The organism is Marinobacter iranensis (genome assembly GCF_029207565.1).
GTDB classification, from domain to species: domain Bacteria; phylum Pseudomonadota; class Gammaproteobacteria; order Pseudomonadales; family Oleiphilaceae; genus Marinobacter; species Marinobacter iranensis.
In genome coordinates, this window is the sequence record NZ_JANCMW010000005.1 from 46,746 (window position 1) to 65,976 (window position 19,231).

At 57.1% G+C, this 19,231-nt stretch carries 14 protein-coding genes; 11 read left to right on the forward strand and 3 right to left on the reverse strand.

Translation table 11 applies throughout. From position 1 onward, the window contains the following. Positions 1 to 262: 262 nt before the first annotated feature. From NLU14_RS09730 to purU, 8 genes are all read left to right on the forward strand, one after another. A complete protein-coding gene (locus NLU14_RS09730; RefSeq protein WP_275706042.1) occupies positions 263 to 1,534 on the forward strand; it encodes an aromatic ring-hydroxylating oxygenase subunit alpha in 1,272 nt (423 codons plus the stop codon). Positions 1,535 to 1,730: 196 nt separating this feature from the next. Continuing rightward, positions 1,731 to 2,993: a serine hydroxymethyltransferase gene (gene glyA / locus NLU14_RS09735; protein WP_275706043.1), complete on the forward strand. Its 1,263-nt coding sequence runs from the start codon at positions 1,731 to 1,733 to the stop codon at positions 2,991 to 2,993. Positions 2,994 to 3,057: 64 nt separating this feature from the next. Next, positions 3,058 to 4,440, forward strand: a complete 1,383-nt coding sequence (locus NLU14_RS09740; RefSeq protein WP_275706044.1) for an L-serine ammonia-lyase — start codon at positions 3,058 to 3,060, stop codon at positions 4,438 to 4,440. 205 nt (positions 4,441 to 4,645) lie between these two features. Next, positions 4,646 to 5,899 (forward strand): sarcosine oxidase subunit beta family protein, encoded by a 1,254-nt coding sequence (locus tag NLU14_RS09745; RefSeq protein WP_275706045.1) that lies wholly within the window; start codon positions 4,646 to 4,648, stop codon positions 5,897 to 5,899. A gap of 14 nt (positions 5,900 to 5,913) precedes the next feature. Next, entirely contained in the window at positions 5,914 to 6,216 is a 303-nt protein-coding gene (locus tag NLU14_RS09750; RefSeq protein WP_275706046.1) for a sarcosine oxidase subunit delta, read from the forward strand. Positions 6,217 to 6,227: 11 nt separating this feature from the next. Then, entirely contained in the window at positions 6,228 to 9,248 is a 3,021-nt protein-coding gene (locus NLU14_RS09755) for a sarcosine oxidase subunit alpha (RefSeq protein WP_275706047.1), read from the forward strand. Continuing rightward, positions 9,241 to 9,906, forward strand: a complete 666-nt coding sequence (locus NLU14_RS09760) for a sarcosine oxidase subunit gamma (RefSeq protein ID WP_275706048.1) — start codon at positions 9,241 to 9,243, stop codon at positions 9,904 to 9,906. The genes NLU14_RS09755 and NLU14_RS09760 overlap by 8 nt, the downstream gene beginning before the upstream one ends. A gap of 14 nt (positions 9,907 to 9,920) precedes the next feature. Next, positions 9,921 to 10,787: a formyltetrahydrofolate deformylase gene (purU, locus tag NLU14_RS09765; RefSeq protein WP_275706049.1), complete on the forward strand. Its 867-nt coding sequence runs from the start codon at positions 9,921 to 9,923 to the stop codon at positions 10,785 to 10,787. Between the two features lie 28 nt (positions 10,788 to 10,815). On the opposite strand, the gene NLU14_RS09770 is transcribed toward purU, so the two are convergent. Continuing rightward, entirely contained in the window at positions 10,816 to 12,021 is a 1,206-nt protein-coding gene (locus NLU14_RS09770) for an MFS transporter (RefSeq protein ID WP_275706050.1), read from the reverse strand. A 42-nt stretch (positions 12,022 to 12,063) separates the two neighbouring features. Then, the gene (locus NLU14_RS09775; protein WP_420845056.1) at positions 12,064 to 13,518 is read right to left on the reverse strand and encodes a TrkH family potassium uptake protein; all 1,455 of its coding nucleotides are present in this window, start codon (positions 13,516 to 13,518) and stop codon (positions 12,064 to 12,066) included. Between the two features lie 427 nt (positions 13,519 to 13,945). Between NLU14_RS09775 and NLU14_RS09780 the strand changes: the two genes are divergently transcribed. Beyond that, positions 13,946 to 14,911 (forward strand): ABC transporter substrate-binding protein, encoded by a 966-nt coding sequence (locus tag NLU14_RS09780; protein WP_275706052.1) that lies wholly within the window; start codon positions 13,946 to 13,948, stop codon positions 14,909 to 14,911. A 77-nt stretch (positions 14,912 to 14,988) separates the two neighbouring features. Beyond that, on the forward strand, positions 14,989 to 16,992 hold the full coding sequence (locus tag NLU14_RS09785) for a methyl-accepting chemotaxis protein (RefSeq protein WP_275706053.1): 2,004 nt from the start codon (positions 14,989 to 14,991) through the stop codon (positions 16,990 to 16,992). Positions 16,993 to 17,029: 37 nt separating this feature from the next. Here NLU14_RS09785 and NLU14_RS09790 read toward each other — a convergent pair whose 3' ends face one another. Continuing rightward, positions 17,030 to 18,148: an ABC transporter substrate-binding protein gene (locus tag NLU14_RS09790; RefSeq protein WP_275706054.1), complete on the reverse strand. Its 1,119-nt coding sequence runs from the start codon at positions 18,146 to 18,148 to the stop codon at positions 17,030 to 17,032. A 244-nt stretch (positions 18,149 to 18,392) separates the two neighbouring features. Between NLU14_RS09790 and NLU14_RS09795 the strand changes: the two genes are divergently transcribed. Beyond that, positions 18,393 to 19,211, forward strand: coding sequence for a peptidoglycan-binding domain-containing protein (locus tag NLU14_RS09795; protein ID WP_275706055.1), 819 nt, complete (start codon positions 18,393 to 18,395; stop codon positions 19,209 to 19,211). Positions 19,212 to 19,231: the final 20 nt, after the last annotated feature.

The following is a 19,231-nucleotide window of genomic DNA, read 5'->3' on the forward strand; positions in this document are numbered from 1 at the left end:
CGGTTTACCGCAGTGGATCATTCACTCCGCCATTCTCATGAAAAGCGAGGGGGGCTGGTTAACCATTTGCGACAAAGACTTGATCAACTTCTCCAATCGCCGGTCCCTGCGACGACATCGGCTCTGGCGGAGTCGAAAAGATATCCGCGAATGTCGCGAATAGACAAATGGCAGACGTCGCCGTTCCCGAGAATGAGAGTATAAAAGCAAAGGCATCCATTGCCTGTACAGAGTCACGCTCGCCCTGATAGGAAACGCTCCAATGAATGAATTCGATTTACTTAACCTCAAGTACCTTCACCAGGAAGACGCCCGGCAGGATATGAGCCGGATATTGAGGGAGCGCTCCCACAACCTGTCGTTGCCGCAGCCGCTGTACAACGACCCCTTCCTGTTCCGGGTGGATATGGAGGAGGTTTTCATGAAGGAGTGGCTCTTCGTGGGCATGACCTGCGAAGTTCCTACGCCTGGGGCTTACATAACCGTGGAGGTGGGCCAGAACCCGGTGCTGGTGGTGCGCGACCGGGATGGTGAAGTGCGGGCATTCCATAATGTGTGCCGGCACCGTGGGTCGCGGATTTGCACCGGCAAGAAGGGCAAGGTGGCCACCCTGGCCTGCCCGTACCACCAGTGGACCTATGACCTGAAAGGCAACCTGATTTTCGCCGGTTCCGATATGGGCGAGTCGTTCGATAAGGGCGCCCACGGTTTGAAACCGGCCCACTGCAAGACGGCCGGTGGCTTTATTTATGTATGCCTGGCCGAGGGTGAGGCGCCGGAGATCGACCCGTATCTGGAGGCTTTGGCCGCCTATATGGAGCCCTACGATATGGAAAACGCCAAGGTTGCGGCGGAATCCACCCTCGAGGAAAATGCGAACTGGAAGCTGGTGATCGAGAACAACCGGGAGTGCTACCACTGCAGCGGCTCCCATCCGGAATTGTTGCGCACACTGCTGGAGTGGGACGACACCACGGACCCGCGTGCAACACCGGAGTTCAGGGCCCATTGCCAGCGACAGGCCGATGAATGGGATCGCGAGGGTATTCCCCACAAGCACATGGAGTTTGGCTTGCAGAACCGGATCGTTCGGATGCCGTTAAAGGAAGGCACCCAGGCAATGACGATGGATGGCAAGCCGGGATGCAGCAAGACCATGGGCCGCATCCGGAACCGGGAACTGGGCTCAATGCGGATCCTGCACCTGCCGAATTCCTGGAACCACATGCAGAGCGATCACGCAATCGTGTTTCAGGTACTTCCGATCTCGGCCCAGAAAACGCTGGTGACCACCAAATGGCTGGTGCACAAGGACGCGGTGGAAGGCGAGGATTACGACATCGAACGCCTGCGCCATGTCTGGGACCAGACCAACAAGCAGGACCGGGAACTGGCCGAGCAGAACCAGAGAGGCATTAACTCCCTGGCCTACCAACCCGGCCCCTACTCAGAAACCTATGAGTTTGGCGTTATCAATTTCCTGGACTGGTACGGCGATACCGTCCTGAACAATATGACCAAGGACAAGCTCTGATCGCCTAGCCGGCGGGGTGGGAAGCGCTGTCAGCGCTTCTACCCGGCCAGCACCAAAAGACCTCTGTCGCAAATCCTCGATCCTATGTCGTGCCCGAGCAGATCAACGATCGCCAACGGGCCTACTATCATTTTGTCCCTTTCAATAAACGATGCCTGGTTCGTCAGGTTTTTTTCACTACCCGGGAATATCTGCCATGTTCAGCAAAAACAAAACACTTTCCTCTTATGACGAAACACTCTGGTCGGCCATGCAGGACGAGGCCGTGCGCCAGGAAGACCATCTGGAGTTGATTGCGTCCGAGAACTACACCAGCCCCCTGGTGATGGAAGCTCAGGGCTCGTGCCTGACCAACAAGTACGCGGAAGGCTACCCGGCCAAGCGCTACTACGGTGGCTGCGAGCACGTCGACCGGGTGGAACAACTGGCAATCGACCGCGCCAAGGCCCTGTTCGGTGCCGACTATGCCAATGTGCAGCCGCATTCGGGCTCGCAAGCCAACGCGGCGGTTTACATGGCGCTGCTGAACCCGGGCGATACCGTACTGGGCATGAGCCTGGCCCACGGCGGCCACCTGACTCACGGTGCCCACGTCAGCTTCTCCGGCAAGATCTATAACGCTGTCCAGTATGGCCTGGACGAATCCACGGGTGAGATCGACTACGAGCAGGTCGAAGCGCTGGCAAAGGAACACAAGCCGGGCATGATCGTCGCTGGATTCTCTGCCTATTCCCGGATTGTTGACTGGGCGCGCTTCCGTAAGATCGCCGACGAAGTCGGCGCGTACCTGATGGTGGACATGGCTCATGTTGCAGGCCTCGTCGCCGCTGGCGTCTATCCCAACCCTATGCCCCACGCCCATGTGGTGACCACGACCACCCATAAAACCCTGCGGGGGCCGCGTGGTGGCCTTATCCTGTCTCTGGGCCAGCCGGACCTGGAAAAGAAATTCAACTCGGCGGTTTTCCCCGCCGGCCAGGGCGGCCCACTGATGCACGTTATCGCGGCCAAGGCAGTGGCGTTCAAGGAAGCCGCCGAACCTGAGTTCCAGGGCTACCAGCAACAGGTGGTGCGTAACGCCCAGGCCATGGCCGACGTATTCATCGAGCGCGGTTACGACGTTGTCTCCGGCGGCACCGACAACCACCTGTTCCTGCTCAGCCTGGTCAAGCAGGGGCTGACGGGTAAAGAAGCTGACGCGGCATTGGGTGAAGCACACATCACCGTCAACAAGAACGCCGTGCCGAATGACCCACAATCGCCGTTTGTCACATCCGGACTGCGCATTGGGTCACCGGTGATTACCACCCGTGGCCTGAAAGAGGCCGAATCCCGTGAATTGGCCGGTTGGATCGCTGATATTCTGGACGCATTGCAGGCAGGTTCCGCCGATACGACCATTACCGAGGTGCGCACCAAGGTAAGCCAGTTGTGCCGGGATTTTCCGGCTTATGAGTAACGGCATTTCCCCTCTCCCTTATGGGGAGAGGGCTCCAGAGTTGCACTAACCAAGAGAGTTTCCCATGGCCATCAGTCTGTTTGATATGTTGAAAATCGGCATCGGGCCATCCAGCTCCCACACCGTGGGTCCGATGCAGGCCGCCTGTCGGTTCGTCGGCGGGCTGAAAGAAGCCGGACGGCTGACCGACGTCGCCCGCGTCGATATTCAGCTGTACGGTTCACTGGGTGCGACCGGCAAAGGGCATGGCACCGGGCCGGCGGTACTGCTCGGGTTTGAAGGCCATCGGCCGGACACCATCGATCCCAGCATCCTGCGGCCCAGAATGGACGAGATCACCGCTCAGGGTGAACTCTGCCTGCATGGGGAACACGCCATTGCTTTCGATGAAAAGGCCGACCTCACCTACCACCGCAAGGAATCCCTGCCCTACCACCCGAACGGTATGACGTTTAGCGCTTTCGATGCCGACGGCGAGACGGTACGCCAACGCACCTACTACTCCGTGGGCGGTGGTTTCGTGGTTGATGAGAATGCCGCCGGCGCGGACCGGATTGTGGAAGACAAGACATCCCTGCCCTACCCGTTCAAGAGCGGCGCCGAGCTGCTCAGTCAATGCAAGACTCACGGGCTGAGCATTGCCGGGTTGATGATGGCCAACGAACAGGTCTGGCGCAGCGAGGCCGAGGTCCGGGAAGGGATTCTTCACATCTGGCAAGTGATGCAGGAGTGCGTACAGAACGGTATTACGAACGAAGGCATTCTGCCGGGTGGGCTCAAGGTTAAACGGCGGGCGGCGAAGCTTTATGCGTCTTTGATGGAAATGGACCGCCAGGACCTGATCTCGCCATCGCTGAGCGCCATGGATTGGGTCAATCTCTATGCATTGGCGGTGAACGAAGAGAACGCCGCCGGTGGTCGCATGGTGACCGCCCCCACCAACGGTGCCGCCGGCATCATCCCGGCTGTCCTTCACTACTACTGGAACTGGTGCCCCAATGCCAGTGAAGACGGCATCATCAACTTCCTGCTAACGGCTGCGGCCATCGGCATACTGTTCAAGGAAAACGCCTCGATTTCCGGTGCTGAAGTGGGTTGCCAGGGCGAAGTCGGCTCCGCCTGCGCGATGGCGGCGGCAGGTCTGGCCGCCGTAACCGGGGGTACGCCGGAACAGGTTGAGAATGCCGCGGAAATCGGTATGGAGCATCACCTCGGGCTGACCTGCGACCCGATCGGTGGCCTGGTCCAGGTGCCCTGCATCGAGCGCAATGCCGTCGGGGCCGTCAAGGCGATCAACGCCGCCATCATGGCGCTACGCGGCGATGGCTCGCACTTCGTCTCCCTGGACAAAGTAATACGCACCATGCGGGATACCGGGCGGGATATGCTTGATAAATACAAAGAGACATCCCGGGGCGGCCTGGCGGTCAACGTGATCGAATGCTGAGCACGCCAGTCCCCACTCGCCCTCCTGTCGCAAATCCTCACCAGGATGTCGTGAGCAAGCAGATGATGGGGGCGTGGTACGCATACCATCAGTCAACCAGTCCCGTATTAACCACCGGGGCACGCCTTGAAATCGAGTGCCGATTCCGACGGCGATACCAGTAGCTCACCCTTTAGAGACGGTTGCCACCGAAGAGGACCTGACAATGCAGAAATACTCCGGATTCGGACTGCTAAGACACGCGCTGACCTACCACGAGAACTGGCAGCGAGTCTGGCGTAACCCCAAGCCGAAAAAGAAATACGACGTCATCATCGTTGGGGGTGGTGGCCATGGTCTTGCAACCGCCTACTATCTGGCCAAGGTACACAACATAACCAACGTGGCCGTGGTCGAGAAAGGCTATCTCGGTGGGGGCAATACGGCACGTAACACCACGATCGTTCGTTCCAACTACCTCTGGGACGAAGCGGCCCTGCTCTACGAACACGCCATGAAACTCTGGGAAGGACTTTCGCAGGAACTGAACTACAACCTGATGTTCTCCCAGCGTGGCGTATTGAACCTCGGCCATACCCTGCAGGATATGCGCGACATTCATCGGCGGGTGAGTGCCAACCGCCTCAACGGCATCGACAGCGAAGCGCTGGATACCCAGGGCGTTCAAGAGATCGTGCCCATCATGGACTGTTCCGCCAACCGCCGCTATCCGGTGCTGGGCGCGTCCTGGCAACCTCGCGCCGGTGTAGCACGGCACGATGCCGTCGCCTGGGGTTTTGCCCGCGCGGCCGACGCCATGGGCGTAGACCTGATTCAACAGTGCGAAGTCGCCGACATCCTGACTGAGGACGGAGCCGCCATCGGCGTGGAAACCAAGCAGCATGGCGCTATCTACGGTGATCGTATTGGCTGTGTCGTGGCGGGTAATTCAGGGGTATTGGCGAAGATGGCGGGCTTCCAGCTGCCCATTGAGTCCCACCCGTTGCAGGCCCTGGTCTCTGAACCGATCCGCCCGATCCTGGATACCGTGGTGATGTCGAATCACGTGCATGGCTACATCTCCCAATCCGACAAGGGCGACCTGGTGATCGGCGCCGGCATCGACGGCTACAACGGCTACGGCCAACGCGGGTCCTACCCAACGGTTGAGCATACACTCCAGGCCATCGTTGAAATGTTCCCGATCTTCAGCCGGGTAAGGATGAACCGCCAGTGGGGAGGCATCGTCGATACCTGCCCGGACGCCTGTCCGATCATCTCCGATACCCCCGTGGAGAACCTGTTCTTTAACTGCGGATGGGGCACTGGCGGCTTCAAGGCCACTCCGGGGTCCGGTCATGTCTTTGCAAATACCCTGGCAACAGGCCGGCCGAATGAACTGGCCAAGCCATTCTCAATGTTCCGTTTCCACAACGGTGCCCTGATCGATGAACACGGCGCCGCCGGTGTGGCCCACTGATAGAGGACAAGCCCATGTTTTATATTTTTTGCCCCTACTGTGATGAGCATCGTGAGGAAGAAGAGTTCCACCCCAAGGGCCAGGCCCACCTGTCACGCCCGGCGGACCCGGATGCGTGTACCGACGAAGAATGGGGAAATTTCATCTACTTCCGCGACAACCCGCGCGGCATTCATCATGAGATCTGGGTTCATGCCATCGGCTGTCGCAAGTTCTTCAACGTCACACGCGACACCCAGAGTTATGAAATCCTGGAATCCTACCGGATGGGGAGTGCACCGCGCATTACCCAACTCACCGACAAACAGCAGTCCTGAGAGGCGCCGACATGACCCAATTCAACCGTCTCGACAACGGCGGCCGGATCGACCGCAGCAAGCTCCTGAGCTTTGAATTCAATGGCCAACGCTATAAGGGGTTTGCCGGCGATACCCTGGCCTCGGCATTGCTCGCCAATGGCGTCGACGTAATCGGCCGCAGTTTCAAATACAGCCGTCCCCGCGGTATTGTCGCCGCCAGTGCCGAGGAACCAAACGCGGTATTCCAGCTTGGAGCGACGGAAGCGACCCAGGTACCGAACGTCCGGGCCACCCAGCAGGAGCTGTTTGATGGCCTGGTCAGCCAGCCCACCAGCGGCTGGCCGAGCCTGAGTTTTGACTTCATGGGCGTTTTCGGCACCCTTCTGGGCCGTATGCTTCCACCAGGCTTCTACTACAAGACGTTCATGTTCCCCCAGGCTGCCTGGGATACCTATGAAAAATACATTCGCAAAGCGGCCGGCCTGGGCCGTTCGCCGCGTGAACCGGACGTCGACACCTACGATCATCTGAACCACCACACCGACGTGCTCATCGTCGGGGCCGGGCCTTCCGGGCTCTCGGCCGCCCTGTCCGCCGCACGTGCCGGCGCACGTGTCATTCTCGCCGATGAACAGGCGGAAATGGGTGGCTCATTACTCGATAGCAACGACAGGCTGGATGACAAACCCGCCGCCGAGTGGGTGAAGGCCACGCTGGAGGAACTGGCCAGGTACGACAACGTGTTGCTGCTACCCCGCGCCACCGTAAATGGTTACCACGACCACAACTTCCTGACCATTCACGAACGGCGTACTGATCATCGTGGCGACCGTGCCCCGGCGAACCTTTCACGCCAGCGTCTGCACCGGGTGCGCGCCAAGTGGGTAGTGCTTGCCACCGGTGCCCACGAGCGGCCACTGGTCTACGGCAACAACGACCTTCCGGGCTGTATGCTGGCCTCGGCGGTATCGACTTACATCAATCGATATGCCGTCGTGCCTGGTAGCAGATTGGTGCTAATGACCACCAACGACAACGCTTACCGCACCGCGTTCGACTGGCAGGACGCCGGGCGGGAGGTTGTCGCTATTGTTGATACCCGGGCATACGTTACCGGTGCCTGGCAGGAAGAGGCTGAACGGCGAGGTATCAAGGTTCTGAAAGGAAAAGCGGTGATCGAGGCGCGGGGTGGCCAGCGCGTAACGGGCGCCCTGGTGACCGGCTTGACAACCGACGGCAACAAGGTCGCAGGTGACAGTCAGCTGTTGCGATGTGACACTCTGGCAAGCTCCGGCGGCTGGAGCCCCGTGGTACACCTGTCCTGTCACACCGGCAGCCGGCCGGTGTGGGATGATGATGTTATTGGCTTTTTGCCCGGCAAAACAGTCCAGCGACAACTCGTTGCCGGCGCCGTGAATGGACGATTTGCACTCGACGATTGCCTCACGGATGGTGCCAGCATTGGCGCCGAGGCAGCCACCAATGCCGGTTTTCCAGCGGAACCCGCCATCGTTCCGTCTGCGAGAACACGGCCTGAAACCCGTGCCATGGCCCTGTTCTGCATACCGCACCACAAGCGGAACAGTCGGGCTCCGAAGCAGTTCGTTGATTTCCAGACCGACGTTACCGCCGCCGCCATCGAACTGGCGACACGGGAAGGTTTCGAGTCCATCGAACACATTAAACGGTATACGGCGATGGGTTTTGGCACCGACCAGGGCAAGCTCGGCAACATAAACGGCATGGCCGTTGCGGCCAAGTCCCTGAACCAGACCATTCCCCAAACCGGTACCACCATATTCCGGCCGAACTACACGCCGGTGACCTTCGGCGCTATTGCCGGGCGCCACTGTAACGACCTGTTTGACCCGATGCGCTATAGCGCCATGCATGAATGGCACGTCAAACACGGCGCCAAGTTCGAGGACGTGGGCCAGTGGAAGCGCCCCTGGTACTTCCCCAAGCCCGGCGAAACCATGCAGCAGGCGCTGGACCGCGAGTGCCTGGCCACCCGTGAAAGTGTTGGTGTCCTTGACGCCTCCACCCTGGGCAAGATCGACATCCAGGGTAAGGACGCACGGGAATTCCTCGGCCGCGCTTACACCAATGCCTGGGCCAAACTGCCAGTGGGCAAGTGTCGCTACGGCCTGATGTGTAAAGAGGACGGCATGGTCTTCGACGACGGTGTTACCTCCTGTATGGGTGAGAACCACTTCGTGATGACCACCACCACTGGTGGCGCCGCCGGGGTACTGGAATGGCTGGAGCTCTACCATCAGACCGAGTGGCCGGAGCTCGAAGTTTACTTCAATACCGTGACCGACCACTGGGCCACCATGACCATTGCCGGGCCGAACGCACGTAAGCTGTTGGCCGAACTGACGGACGACATTGATCTGGACAAGGACAACTTCAAGTTCATGGACTGGCGGCAAGGAACCGTGGCGGGTGTGCCAGCGCGGGTGTTCCGCATTTCCTTCACCGGCGAACTCTCCTATGAAATCAACGTACAGGCGAACTATGGCCTGCACGTCTGGGAGAAGCTGTTCGAGCATGGCGCCAAGTACAATCTGACGCCCTACGGGACAGAGACAATGCACATCCTGCGTGCCGAGAAAGGTTTCATCATATCCGGACAGGACACCGACGGCTCCGTTCATCCCTATGACCTCGGCATGAGTTGGGCTGTTAAAGAGGACAAGCCGTTCAGTTTCATTGGCAAGCGCGGTATGAAACGCGAAGACTGCGTGCGGGAAAACCGTAAGCAGTTGGTCGGTATAAAAACGAAAGACCCCAGTATTGTACTGCCCGAAGGTGCCCAGGCTGTGGACGATCCCAATCATCCTGTGCCGGTGCCAATGTTGGGGCACATCACCTCCAGCTACTACAGTGCGTGCCTCGGCCGTTCCATAGCGATGGGTGTGATCAAAGGTGGCCATAACCGCATGGGCGATACCGTCCACTACCCGCTGACCGACGGTCGGGTTGTCGAAGCGGAAATCTGCAGCACTATCTTTCTGGATCCAAAAGGGGAACGTCAAAATGTCTGAAGCAGTCAAAGAGGCAGTCGCTGAGCCGGCCCTGGTGGCCATCATGGAACAGTTGCCAAAGACAGAGGTTCCGGCCCGCAGTCCGCTGGCGCACCATACGGAAGTCTTGTCCAGACCAACCCACGAGAACCCGGGCGTCCGCCTGTGGGAGAACGCTCTGAGAACCCACCTGGCGTTACGGGGAGACGCCGGCAGCGCCGACTTTGCCCGGGGTGTGGAAGCCGCCACAGGGCTGGCACTCCCGGAACGGTTGCAGTGCCATCAGTCCGGGGAGTGGGCGCTGAGCTGGGTCGCACCCGACGAATGGCTACTGACTGGCCCGGGCGATCAGGCATTGGCCATGGAAATGTCGCTGCGTGAAGAGCTTGATGGCCACTATGCCGTGATCAACCTCAGCGGTGGCCAGACGATGCTGAGGTTGTCTGGCCCCAAAGCACGCCTGGTACTGATGAAAAGCTGCCCCTACGACGTGCACGACCGCCACTTCCCGGTTGGAAAGGTCGTGACTACGGTGCTGGCTAAATCCCAGGCTACGATTCGTCGCGTTGGTGAGGAGGATTGGGAACTGGTGGTACGCCGCAGTTTTGCGGACTACGTCTGGCGCTGGCTGGTGGATGCGAGCCAGGAATACCGCCTGAGCCTGGGCCATCCCGAATAAAAGAGGGTAAAGGTATGGGTGCCAAAGATAATCTCTGGATCCTGACGGCTCAATGTCCAAGCCGCCTGGGCACTGTCGATGTCGTCACTCGCAGCCTCGCCGAAAGCGAGAACTACGTTGTGGCGATGAACTCGTTTGACGACAAGGCCACCGAAAGCTTCAGTATTCGCGTGGAGTTTCGGCCGCTGGGAGGCGAAACCTCGCTGGAGAAATTCCGTGAACTGTTCGAACCCCGCGCGGAGAGGTTCGACATGCAATGGCAATTGACCGAACCAAATCACCGGACCCGTGTCGCCATCATGGTCTCAAAATACGACCATTGCCTGAACGACCTGCTTTACCGCTACCGTACAGGCGAACTTGCCATTGATATTCCACTGATCATCTCCAACCATCCGGACCTGAAGCCATTGGCGGAATGGCATGGCATCCCCTACTTTCACCTGCCGATCACCCCCGACACCAAGCCTGAGCAGGAAGAGCAGGTGTGGCAGTTAATTAACGAATACCGGTGCGAACTGGTTGTTCTGGCCCGCTACATGCAGGTTCTGTCAGCAGCCATGGCGGCCAGGCTCGACGGTTGGGCAATCAATATCCACCATTCCCTGTTGCCGGGATTCAAAGGGGCCAAGCCCTATCACCAGGCCTGGGAAAAGGGTGTAAAACTGGTCGGTGCTACGGCCCATTATGTGAACAACGACCTGGATGAAGGCCCTATCATCACACAGGGTGTTCAAGCGGTGGATCACAATCATTATCCGGAAGAGTTGGTGGCAAAAGGCCAGGACATTGAAAGCCATACCCTGGCCAATGCCGTTCGCTATCATATCCAGAAGCGAGTGTTTTTGACCGGAAACCGGACCGTAGTGTTTCCGGACTAAATGACCGCCATTATCGAGCGCGGTACTGTCACTGTTGCTGGCCATGCAAGCGGAAGATTGTGCGATGGAAGGCGATCAGCACAATGGTCAGCACGCAAATAATCGCCCCGACCAAGAATGGCAACGCCGGACCGCCCCAGGTCCATAACAGGCCAGCCGTTGTGCTGGCCAGGAACAGGCTGATACCGCTTACGAGATTGAAGAAACCGAACGCAGTTCCCCGTAACGCCTTGGGTGCGGTATCGGCCACCATGGTGGCTAACAGCCCCTGGGTCATTCCCATGTGGACTCCCCAGATAGCCACGCCAACCAGTGTCCAGAGCCAGTGACTGGCGACCGCCAGAATGACGTCCGCCACGATCAGGACCAGCAAGCCCATGATCAGGAGCTGGCGGTGACCCATTTGATCGGAAAGCTTTCCAAAGGGATAGGCACAAAGCGCATAGGCGATATTCATGACCACCAGCACCAGTGGTAGCAAGGCGACTTCCAGACCTCCATCTTCAGCGCGCAACAACAGGAAAGCTTCGCTGAACCTTGCCAGGGTGAACAGTGCCCCGATCACCACGACCATCCAATAGGCCCTGTTAAGCTGTTTAAGGCTTTCCCGGCTGATGGGATTGGTTCGCCGCTCCGTAATCGGCGCTTCCGGCTCTCGAATTCCTACAACCAGCAGGGCAACGCCCAGAAACGCTGGTATCACCGCCACCCAGAATACAGCCTGGTAGTCATTGTCCCAGAGCAGCATCAGGCCAATGGCCAGGAGCGGCCCAAGGAAGGCGCCAACCGTATCAAGGGATTGCCTTAGCCCGTAGGCCGCACCTCTCAGCGAAGCAGGCGCAAGATCTGCTACCAGCGCATCACGAGGTGCTCCGCGGATGCCCTTGCCCACCCGGTCGGTAAGCCTGGCGGCAATAATCCACCCGATACCCGTAGCCAACGCAAAAACGGGTTTGGTCAGTGCGCCCAAACCATAGCCCAGAACGGCCAGCCCCTTGCGCTTTCCGAGGTAGTCGCTCAGAGCGCCGGAGAATACCTTCACAATCTGCGCCGTGGCTTCTGCGGCTCCTTCAATGAGGCCAACAAGAAGTGCGCTGGCGCCCAGTACCGAGACCAGGTAAACCGGTAACAGGCTATGAATGATTTCAGAAGAAACATCCATCAACAGGCTGACAAAGCCCAGTACCCAGATACCCGTGGGCAGCTGTTTTTTCAAAGCGGCGGAGGTAGTCAACGTAGTCCCTTACTCATTGATTTCAGGTGGAGCGGCTAAAACTCAGTTGCGCCAGAACTGGGGCGAAAACATCACAAACACACTCAGGAGCTCCAGCCGACCAAGCAACATGGCGACCATCAATACCCATTTCGCTGCGTCAGGTATTGGCTCGAAGTTTCCTGCCGGTCCGATGGTTTCACCCAACCCTGGTCCGACATTTGCCAACGCGGTCACTGCACCGGTCAGGCTCGTCACCAGGTCGAGCCCCAGCAATGCCAGAATCGCTGCGACAACCGCAAGGGTCGCCAGGAAAATGAAGGAAAACGCCACGCTGGAAGCAACAATTTCATCGCTGATAATGCGGCCATTGTAGTGACGGGCGACCACAGCATTGGGATGAAGCAATCGGAGCACCTGCTCTCTTAGCAACAACATCGATAATTGAAAACGGAAGATCTTCATACCACCACTGGTGGATCCGGAACAACCGCCTACAAACGTCAGGAAAAAGAACAAGACAACAACAAAGGGGCCCCACAGCGAGTAATCCTGGGAGGCATAGCCTGTAGTAGTAACAACCGAAGTCACATTGAATAAGGCATGCACGAAGGCATCCAACGGAAAAGTCCCTTCATTGACTACCCGATAAACGGCAATCACTACGGCCAGAATCAATAGAAAACGGAGAAAGAAGTGAACCTGCTGATCCCTCAACAAGGGCTGGGCATGACCATTAAGCAGTCTGACAAACAGGAAAAACGGTATGCCACCCAACATCATGAATATGGATGAAGCGAAAAGTATGGATAACTGGTCGAACTGTCCCATGGAACTGTCCGACGTGGAGTACCCCCCTGTCGAAACGGTGGTCAGTGCGTGGTTCACCGCGTTGAAAAGGTCCATACCCAGCACCCAGTACACGGTGATGCAGCCAAAGGTTAATGCGAGATAACTGAACACCAGGCCACGAGCCAAGCGGCTGGTGCGGGGAACAGCCTTTTCGGTCCATTCCGACGATTCCGTCGCAAACAGGCGCATGCCACCGATTCTCAGGAAAGGCAGGATAGCGACCGCCATGCCAATAATCCCGATGCCGCCCATCCACTGCATGACCGAGCGCCAGAGCAGGATATCGCCAGGCATATGATCGAGGCCTGCCATGACCGTTGAGCCTGTGGTCGTAACGCCTGAAATACTCTCAAAGAATGCATCCGTAACCGAGAGCCCCAGGCCACTCAGTAATAGCGGCAGGCTGGAGAAAAGCGGAATAACAACCCAGGCCGAAACAGTCAGGATAAACATCTGCCTCTGCTTTAATGCGTGCCGTTCTCGCCCCGCGCTCAGGAAGCATGCCAGCCCCACACCAAAACAAATACAGGCCGACTTCACGAATGCAAGCCAGTCCGGGGTATCCCCAAACATCAAAAGGTTCACGGGAAGTGTCATCATGAAGCTAAGGAGAATGAGCAGGAAGCCCAGAATCTGGATCACGGGCAGTAGATTGAAAAGTGGCATCATCAGTAACGCCCGGACCTCTCGAAAGGGTTTATGTCAGTGTTCCGCGTCGACGCGGGCTGATTAAACAGCGCCAATCTTAGCAGCCGAACGGGCGCGAGCGTAGTGACTTTCTTTATTGCCTTAGCGACTTAGTGGATCCACTGGGAAATGTCCCCCTTCGGTTATGTCCGATTAACAGGACGCACCTGTCCGTAATTTCAGACATTCCTGCTTCAAAACGGGGAATAGTGCCCTGAAAGCCAGACACTTACCCCTGACCTAACGTAATACGATCATTCGGGCGCTATTAATATACAAATAAAACAAAGACCTACGAAACTGGCATGGTTTCTGTAGGTAGACCCGTCATAAAAACAAAACCAGGCGTCACCGACAAGATAGAACGAGTGTATTTCTGTCGCTCAGATAACAATAAGGTACATCCATGCGCTTCTTCCTCCTGGCCCTTTTGCTGGCAAGTCCCCTCTGTTTTGCGAAAACCGTTGTTGTCATTCAAAGCTACCACCTCGGATACAAATGGGATGCGGATTACATCGATGCCATCCAGTCAGTGCTCGGCGATGATCACGAGATCCATATTTTCGAGCTGGACACCAAACGTTTACCCAAATCCGAATGGCCCCGGAAAGTCACCAGCATCGAGCAATCCATTTCCGAAATTCAGCCTGACATCGCCATTCTGGGCGACGACAATTCGTTTTCGCTGATGGCCAGCCGCCTGGTCGAAAGACAGATTCCTGTCGTCTTTCTGGGTGTCAATGGCGGGCCCATCCAGCACCCTACCCTCAACCATGAGCTGGTTGCCGGCATTCTCGAGCGCCCTTTCTTCGCTGAAAGCATTCGTCACCTGCAGAAGGTTCTCAGAGTGGATGAGCGCTTTCTGGTACTGATGGACGATTCTCCTACCATGCGTAATGCGGTCAATGAATACTTTGGCGAGAAAAGAAGCGCCGAGGTGTATGGCTCGCAACTGGACATTGTCCTCACTAACGACAAAGACACCTGGTTGAAGTCCGTTTTTAATGCCCATGAACGGTACGACGCCATCGTTGTTGGTACCCACCACACGATCCGCGATGCGGAGGAAAACTATGTCGAGCCAAAAGACCTTATAGGCGAGGCGTTTAGGCGCACCCAGGTTCCCATCTTCTCGTTCTGGGATATTTTCATCGGCAAGCAACAGGCTATCGGCGGCTTCACCATTTCCGCCCACCAGGAAGGCCTTACCGCAGCACGGCTAGCATCCATGATCCTGAAAGGTGTCAAGCCAAATCGCATTCCAAAAATGAATTCCCTGAGCGGCCACTATGTCTACAGCCAAAGCGGCATGGATCACTGGAATCTGGAGCTTTCACCCATGATTGCCAGCCAATCCAATTTTGTTGAATAAAAACGGGCGACCAGCTCCAGATTATACCTGGCCAGTCGTTAACCAAGACATCGCGCACGTTTTAAAGGGGCAGAACAGTGGCTGTAAACAACTTCGAATCCATCGAACGCAGGCTTGGCGTAAGCGGAAAGCTCCTTATTGCGCCTGTTTTCATCCTGCTGCTCTTTGCCCTTGTGACTTTCTACAGTATCAGGGAATTCCAGAGCCTTGATGCTCGGATGAACACCGTCGCAAGGGACCTGGCGCCGGAAACGGCCGTTGCAACGGGTGTCCTTATCAATCTTTACAACATGAGGTTGGGCGTGCTCGATTATTACGCCACCGGCAATAACGAGATTCTGCCTCGGTTTGAGCAGCTCGAATCGGAGTTCTTCAGTGAGCTATCAGATGCGCAGGAGGCCATCCATAGCGACGATCGCACGCAGCTTGTTGGTGAAATTGAGCAAGCCACTTTGCAATACGTGAACGTTTTCAAAAATGAGTTGGTGCCCGCCAAACAACAGGTAAAAAGTATCATTGCCAATGAACTCGACCTGTACGGACCGAAGGCCTCCGAAGCGCTACGAAGAGCTATTGATGGCATCACCAACAGGGAGCCGGACAGCCGCTTGCGGGTGGTCCTGGAGCAGTTGATCCACGACACGCTGATGATGCGCATGGCGGCGCAACGCTTCTTCGCTGATGGTGATGAATCGTCTGAAACGGCCCTGGGCTATGCCATGGAGGATGTGGCGGATGCCCTGGAATTCCTGGACATGGATTCCGTTCCGGATTATGTCAGGGGGTATTTCGATACGGCCATTGAGGCGCTGGAGAACTACCAAGTATCGGTAGAAGAGCTTTTGGCCCAGCAAAAAGCGATGATTCAGACAAAGCAGAGCAAGCTCGACGTGCTGGGGCCACAAATCACCGCCCTGGCCCGGGACCTTGAGCAAAAGGTGTTCGCTTCACTCGAAACCGTTGCCGACGAAGCAGAAGCGGAAACAGAGACGGCGCTCAATCTGACACTCGCGGCCTTCGCCACGTCTGTCGTTCTCGGCCTCGTGGTTGCATTCTTCATGAGCCGAATGATGGGAGCCAGCGTTAAACGTGCCCGCACAGAAATTCTGAATTACCTGGAAAACATCGGTAATAACGAAGGCGATGTTTCCACCCGGCTGACCAAAGGCCGCCCGGACGAAATCGGCGACTTCATTTCAGCGGTAAACGCGTTCCTGGAAACCCTGGAAGACATCATTTCCCGGATTGTCACCTCATCGCGGCGGCTTAGCACCGAATCCGAGTCCTTGTCCGGCATTACCAGCAGCACAACCGCCAATGCAGAGCAGCAAAGGGATCAGGTGACCCAGGTATCAGCGGCCATGCAGGAAATGGTGTCCACGTCTGACGAAATTGCTTCCAATACCAGTGACACGGATGAGTCTGCGCGCCAGGCAGCGGCGCTTGCAGGTACAGGACAAGAGACAGTTACAACCGCGGTCAAATCCGTAAACCGGCTTGCGGAACAGGTTGAAGAGGGCTCAAAGCGTATCCAGCGGCTTGAGCAGGAATCCGGTGAAATCGGTAATGTACTGGGTGTTATTCAGGCCATCGCAGAACAAACCAACCTGCTGGCCCTGAACGCCGCCATCGAGGCAGCTCGTGCAGGTGACGCCGGACGGGGTTTCTCGGTAGTTGCCGACGAGGTCCGCGGGCTCGCCAAACGTGTTCAGGATTCAACCGTTGATATCGAGCGGATTGTGTCCAATCTCCAGAGCGGTGCTGCCGGCGCCGTGGTCGATATGAGCAAGGCCAAGCAGATGGCCGGCGAGGCCAGCGAGGAAGCCGGCAAGTCAGGCGCAGCCCTGTCGGAAATCAGCGCCGCCGTGAACCGCATAGTGGACATGACAACACAAATCGCGAGCGCCACCGAGCAGCAACGGGCAACAGCCGCTGAAATGACCCAGAACGTAGAAGCAAGCAGCAGTGCTATCGATAAGCTGACCGACGATATCGGCCACGTGAACCAGTCGAGCAAATCACTGGCGGATATGGCTGACGATCTTAACAACCTGGTGCGTCGCTTTAAGACATCGTCGTAATATTATGATTTATAGATAGAACCTAGTTTGCCAATAACTATTCGGGGGCATCCCTTGCGACAACCAACTGGCTGATGAATTGATCCATCAGCTGGTTGGCGCTCAGGCGGTTGTTTCTTATTGCCGGATTGTAAACCGGGCTCAGCCGACGAAAGTCCACTGTCCGCCAGTTCTCCGGCTTGAGGACCTTCTTTATTTGCGTCAGGTTTTCACGGGATGCAATTTCAAACTGATATCTGAGGGAGTTGTCTGGGCTGCCGGCAAAATCGTAACCGTTGTGATAATCGTGAAGCAGTAACAGGGTAAGCCCTCCACCCATGAAGTGCCGGCCCAGACTGACAGACAGCTTTCCTTCATGGATCGCTTCCAGGGCTCTCGGCTCCCAGTCTATGCCACCAACGACTACGTCAACGCCGGGAGTCAATCCACCTTTCTCAAGGGCTTCAATGGCGCCCAGGGCCATGCCGTCGCTGGTGCTCCAGACAATATCAGGGTTCGAGTAACGCTTGATCAGTCGACGTGTTTTGTCAGCGGCTTCCTGCTCATTCCAGTTCGCATACACCAGTTGGTACAGTTGAAGGGTGTTGTCGGCCAGGGCATCCTCCAGCCCCAAATCCCGGTCCTTGGCTGCTGAGGAATCATGGGTTCCGGACAACGCGATGGCGCCCCACCGCTCCTTTGTGGCGTCCCTGGAAAGGCTCTTCGCTGCCGCAAGCAGGAAATCAGCAAGCTGTTTACCCGCCAACCGATTGTCCGGAGCAACGTGCCCGATCCAGTGAGGCATGGTCACCCGTGGGTCGCCCAAGGCATCGGATTCGCTCTCGGGAATGTCGGTGTTAAAGGTGAGTACCTTTACGCCGGCCTGGCCGGCCATTTGCAACATATTCCCGGTCACCATCTCCTTGGCCATGAATATCACGTAGTCGGGCTTGTCGTCTCTGGCCAATACACTGGCAAGAAGCGTTCGATAACTGAAGCGGTTTCTCTTGTGATCGGTGTGGACGGTCAGTTCGATGCCCAGATCATCGGCAACGGCCTCCGAAAACCCTGCCACCATTTGCCAGAACTTCGAGTCATCGGGGGACAGCAGGGCTACTTTGATAGCAGCGCCATGGATAGAAGCACCATGCACATGATGCGGAAAAGAAAGCAGCACGAACAACATCAACAGCGGAAAACAACAGGTTCGAGAGCGATACATACAGGTCCAGTAGCCAGGGCGCGTTCGGGTAAGGCAACGGGCAATCTATCCGATGCCGCCACACCGGTAAAGCCGAATATTCGAGTAACCGGGTCAGATCATTTTCGCTTGTGTTAACTGCGTCATAGGCGACATGTTCAATTACTGATACTTTCAATACTCAACAAAAATGCGACGAGTATCAGGGAGCGATTCACCCATGAGCCATTCACGCTTTACCAGGATGTCAGGCCCTCTCGTAGTGGCTGTAGCATCCTTTTGTGCAGTTGCTCAAGCCGGCCCGGTGGAGACCATCTACGCCGCGGAAAACGCCCTGTACGGTGCGGGCTACAACATCGGCAAAGCCGATGGGTGGATGGACAACACCCTTCGCACCGCAATCCGAGAGTATCAATCCAGCAATGATAAGTTGCAGGCCACCGGTCGTCTTGACCCTCAAACACTCTCAGCACTGGGAATTGCCGTCACGGACAACGGCACTGTCAGTGACAATGTCGTGCCCAATCGCGAGGCCGCCATGGCCGCTTTGGGTATGGACGAACAGCGTATTGGTTCAGCCACTGCCCGGCGCCCCGTTGCGGAAGCACCCGAGCCGGAGGCACTGTCAGACCCGGAGCCAGAGCCAGAGCCAGTACAGGTTTCACAGGAAGAAGCTGAAGTCGAAATGGCCGTAGCAGATTCCCAAGTGCCCCCTGCCAGTGAGCCTGCCACGGAAAATCAGGAAACCGGCTCACCCACGGAAGATGAGGTGATTGTGGTGGAGGCGGAAGAGCCAGCCCCGGATCCGGTCGCGAATGAGGCAGCCGAACCGACGCCGAAGCCTGAACCGCAGCAGGCAACAACGTCTGAAGACGCCCCCGTCGAAATCGCCACCTTTGAGGAACCTGCGGAGGAGCCGGAACCCGCTCAGGTGGTCAGTTCCTCAACTCAAACTACCTCTGAGCCCAGCGCAGGCACAAAGAGCAGTGGTGGCTTTTTCAGTTCAATATTTGATTTCCTGTTCGGCTGGCTGATCTGACCATCAGTTGGTCATTCCCC

What these genes read in the sequence shown, in the direction of transcription:
- NLU14_RS09730 (WP_275706042.1), top strand. Translation starts at nt 263, where the DNA reads ATGAATGAATTCGATTTACTTAACCTCAAGTACCTTCACCAGGAAGAC.
- glyA (WP_275706043.1), top strand. Translation starts at nt 1,731, where the DNA reads ATGTTCAGCAAAAACAAAACACTTTCCTCTTATGACGAAACACTCTGG.
- NLU14_RS09740 (WP_275706044.1), top strand. Translation starts at nt 3,058, where the DNA reads ATGGCCATCAGTCTGTTTGATATGTTGAAAATCGGCATCGGGCCATCC.
- NLU14_RS09745 (WP_275706045.1), top strand. Translation starts at nt 4,646, where the DNA reads ATGCAGAAATACTCCGGATTCGGACTGCTAAGACACGCGCTGACCTAC.
- NLU14_RS09750 (WP_275706046.1), top strand. Translation starts at nt 5,914, where the DNA reads ATGTTTTATATTTTTTGCCCCTACTGTGATGAGCATCGTGAGGAAGAA.
- NLU14_RS09755 (WP_275706047.1), top strand. Translation starts at nt 6,228, where the DNA reads ATGACCCAATTCAACCGTCTCGACAACGGCGGCCGGATCGACCGCAGC.
- NLU14_RS09760 (WP_275706048.1), top strand. Translation starts at nt 9,241, where the DNA reads ATGTCTGAAGCAGTCAAAGAGGCAGTCGCTGAGCCGGCCCTGGTGGCC.
- purU (WP_275706049.1), top strand. Translation starts at nt 9,921, where the DNA reads ATGGGTGCCAAAGATAATCTCTGGATCCTGACGGCTCAATGTCCAAGC.
- NLU14_RS09775 (WP_420845056.1), bottom strand. Translation starts at nt 13,518, where the DNA reads ATGCCACTTTTCAATCTACTGCCCGTGATCCAGATTCTGGGCTTCCTG.
- NLU14_RS09780 (WP_275706052.1), top strand. Translation starts at nt 13,946, where the DNA reads ATGCGCTTCTTCCTCCTGGCCCTTTTGCTGGCAAGTCCCCTCTGTTTT.
- NLU14_RS09795 (WP_275706055.1), top strand. Translation starts at nt 18,393, where the DNA reads ATGAGCCATTCACGCTTTACCAGGATGTCAGGCCCTCTCGTAGTGGCT.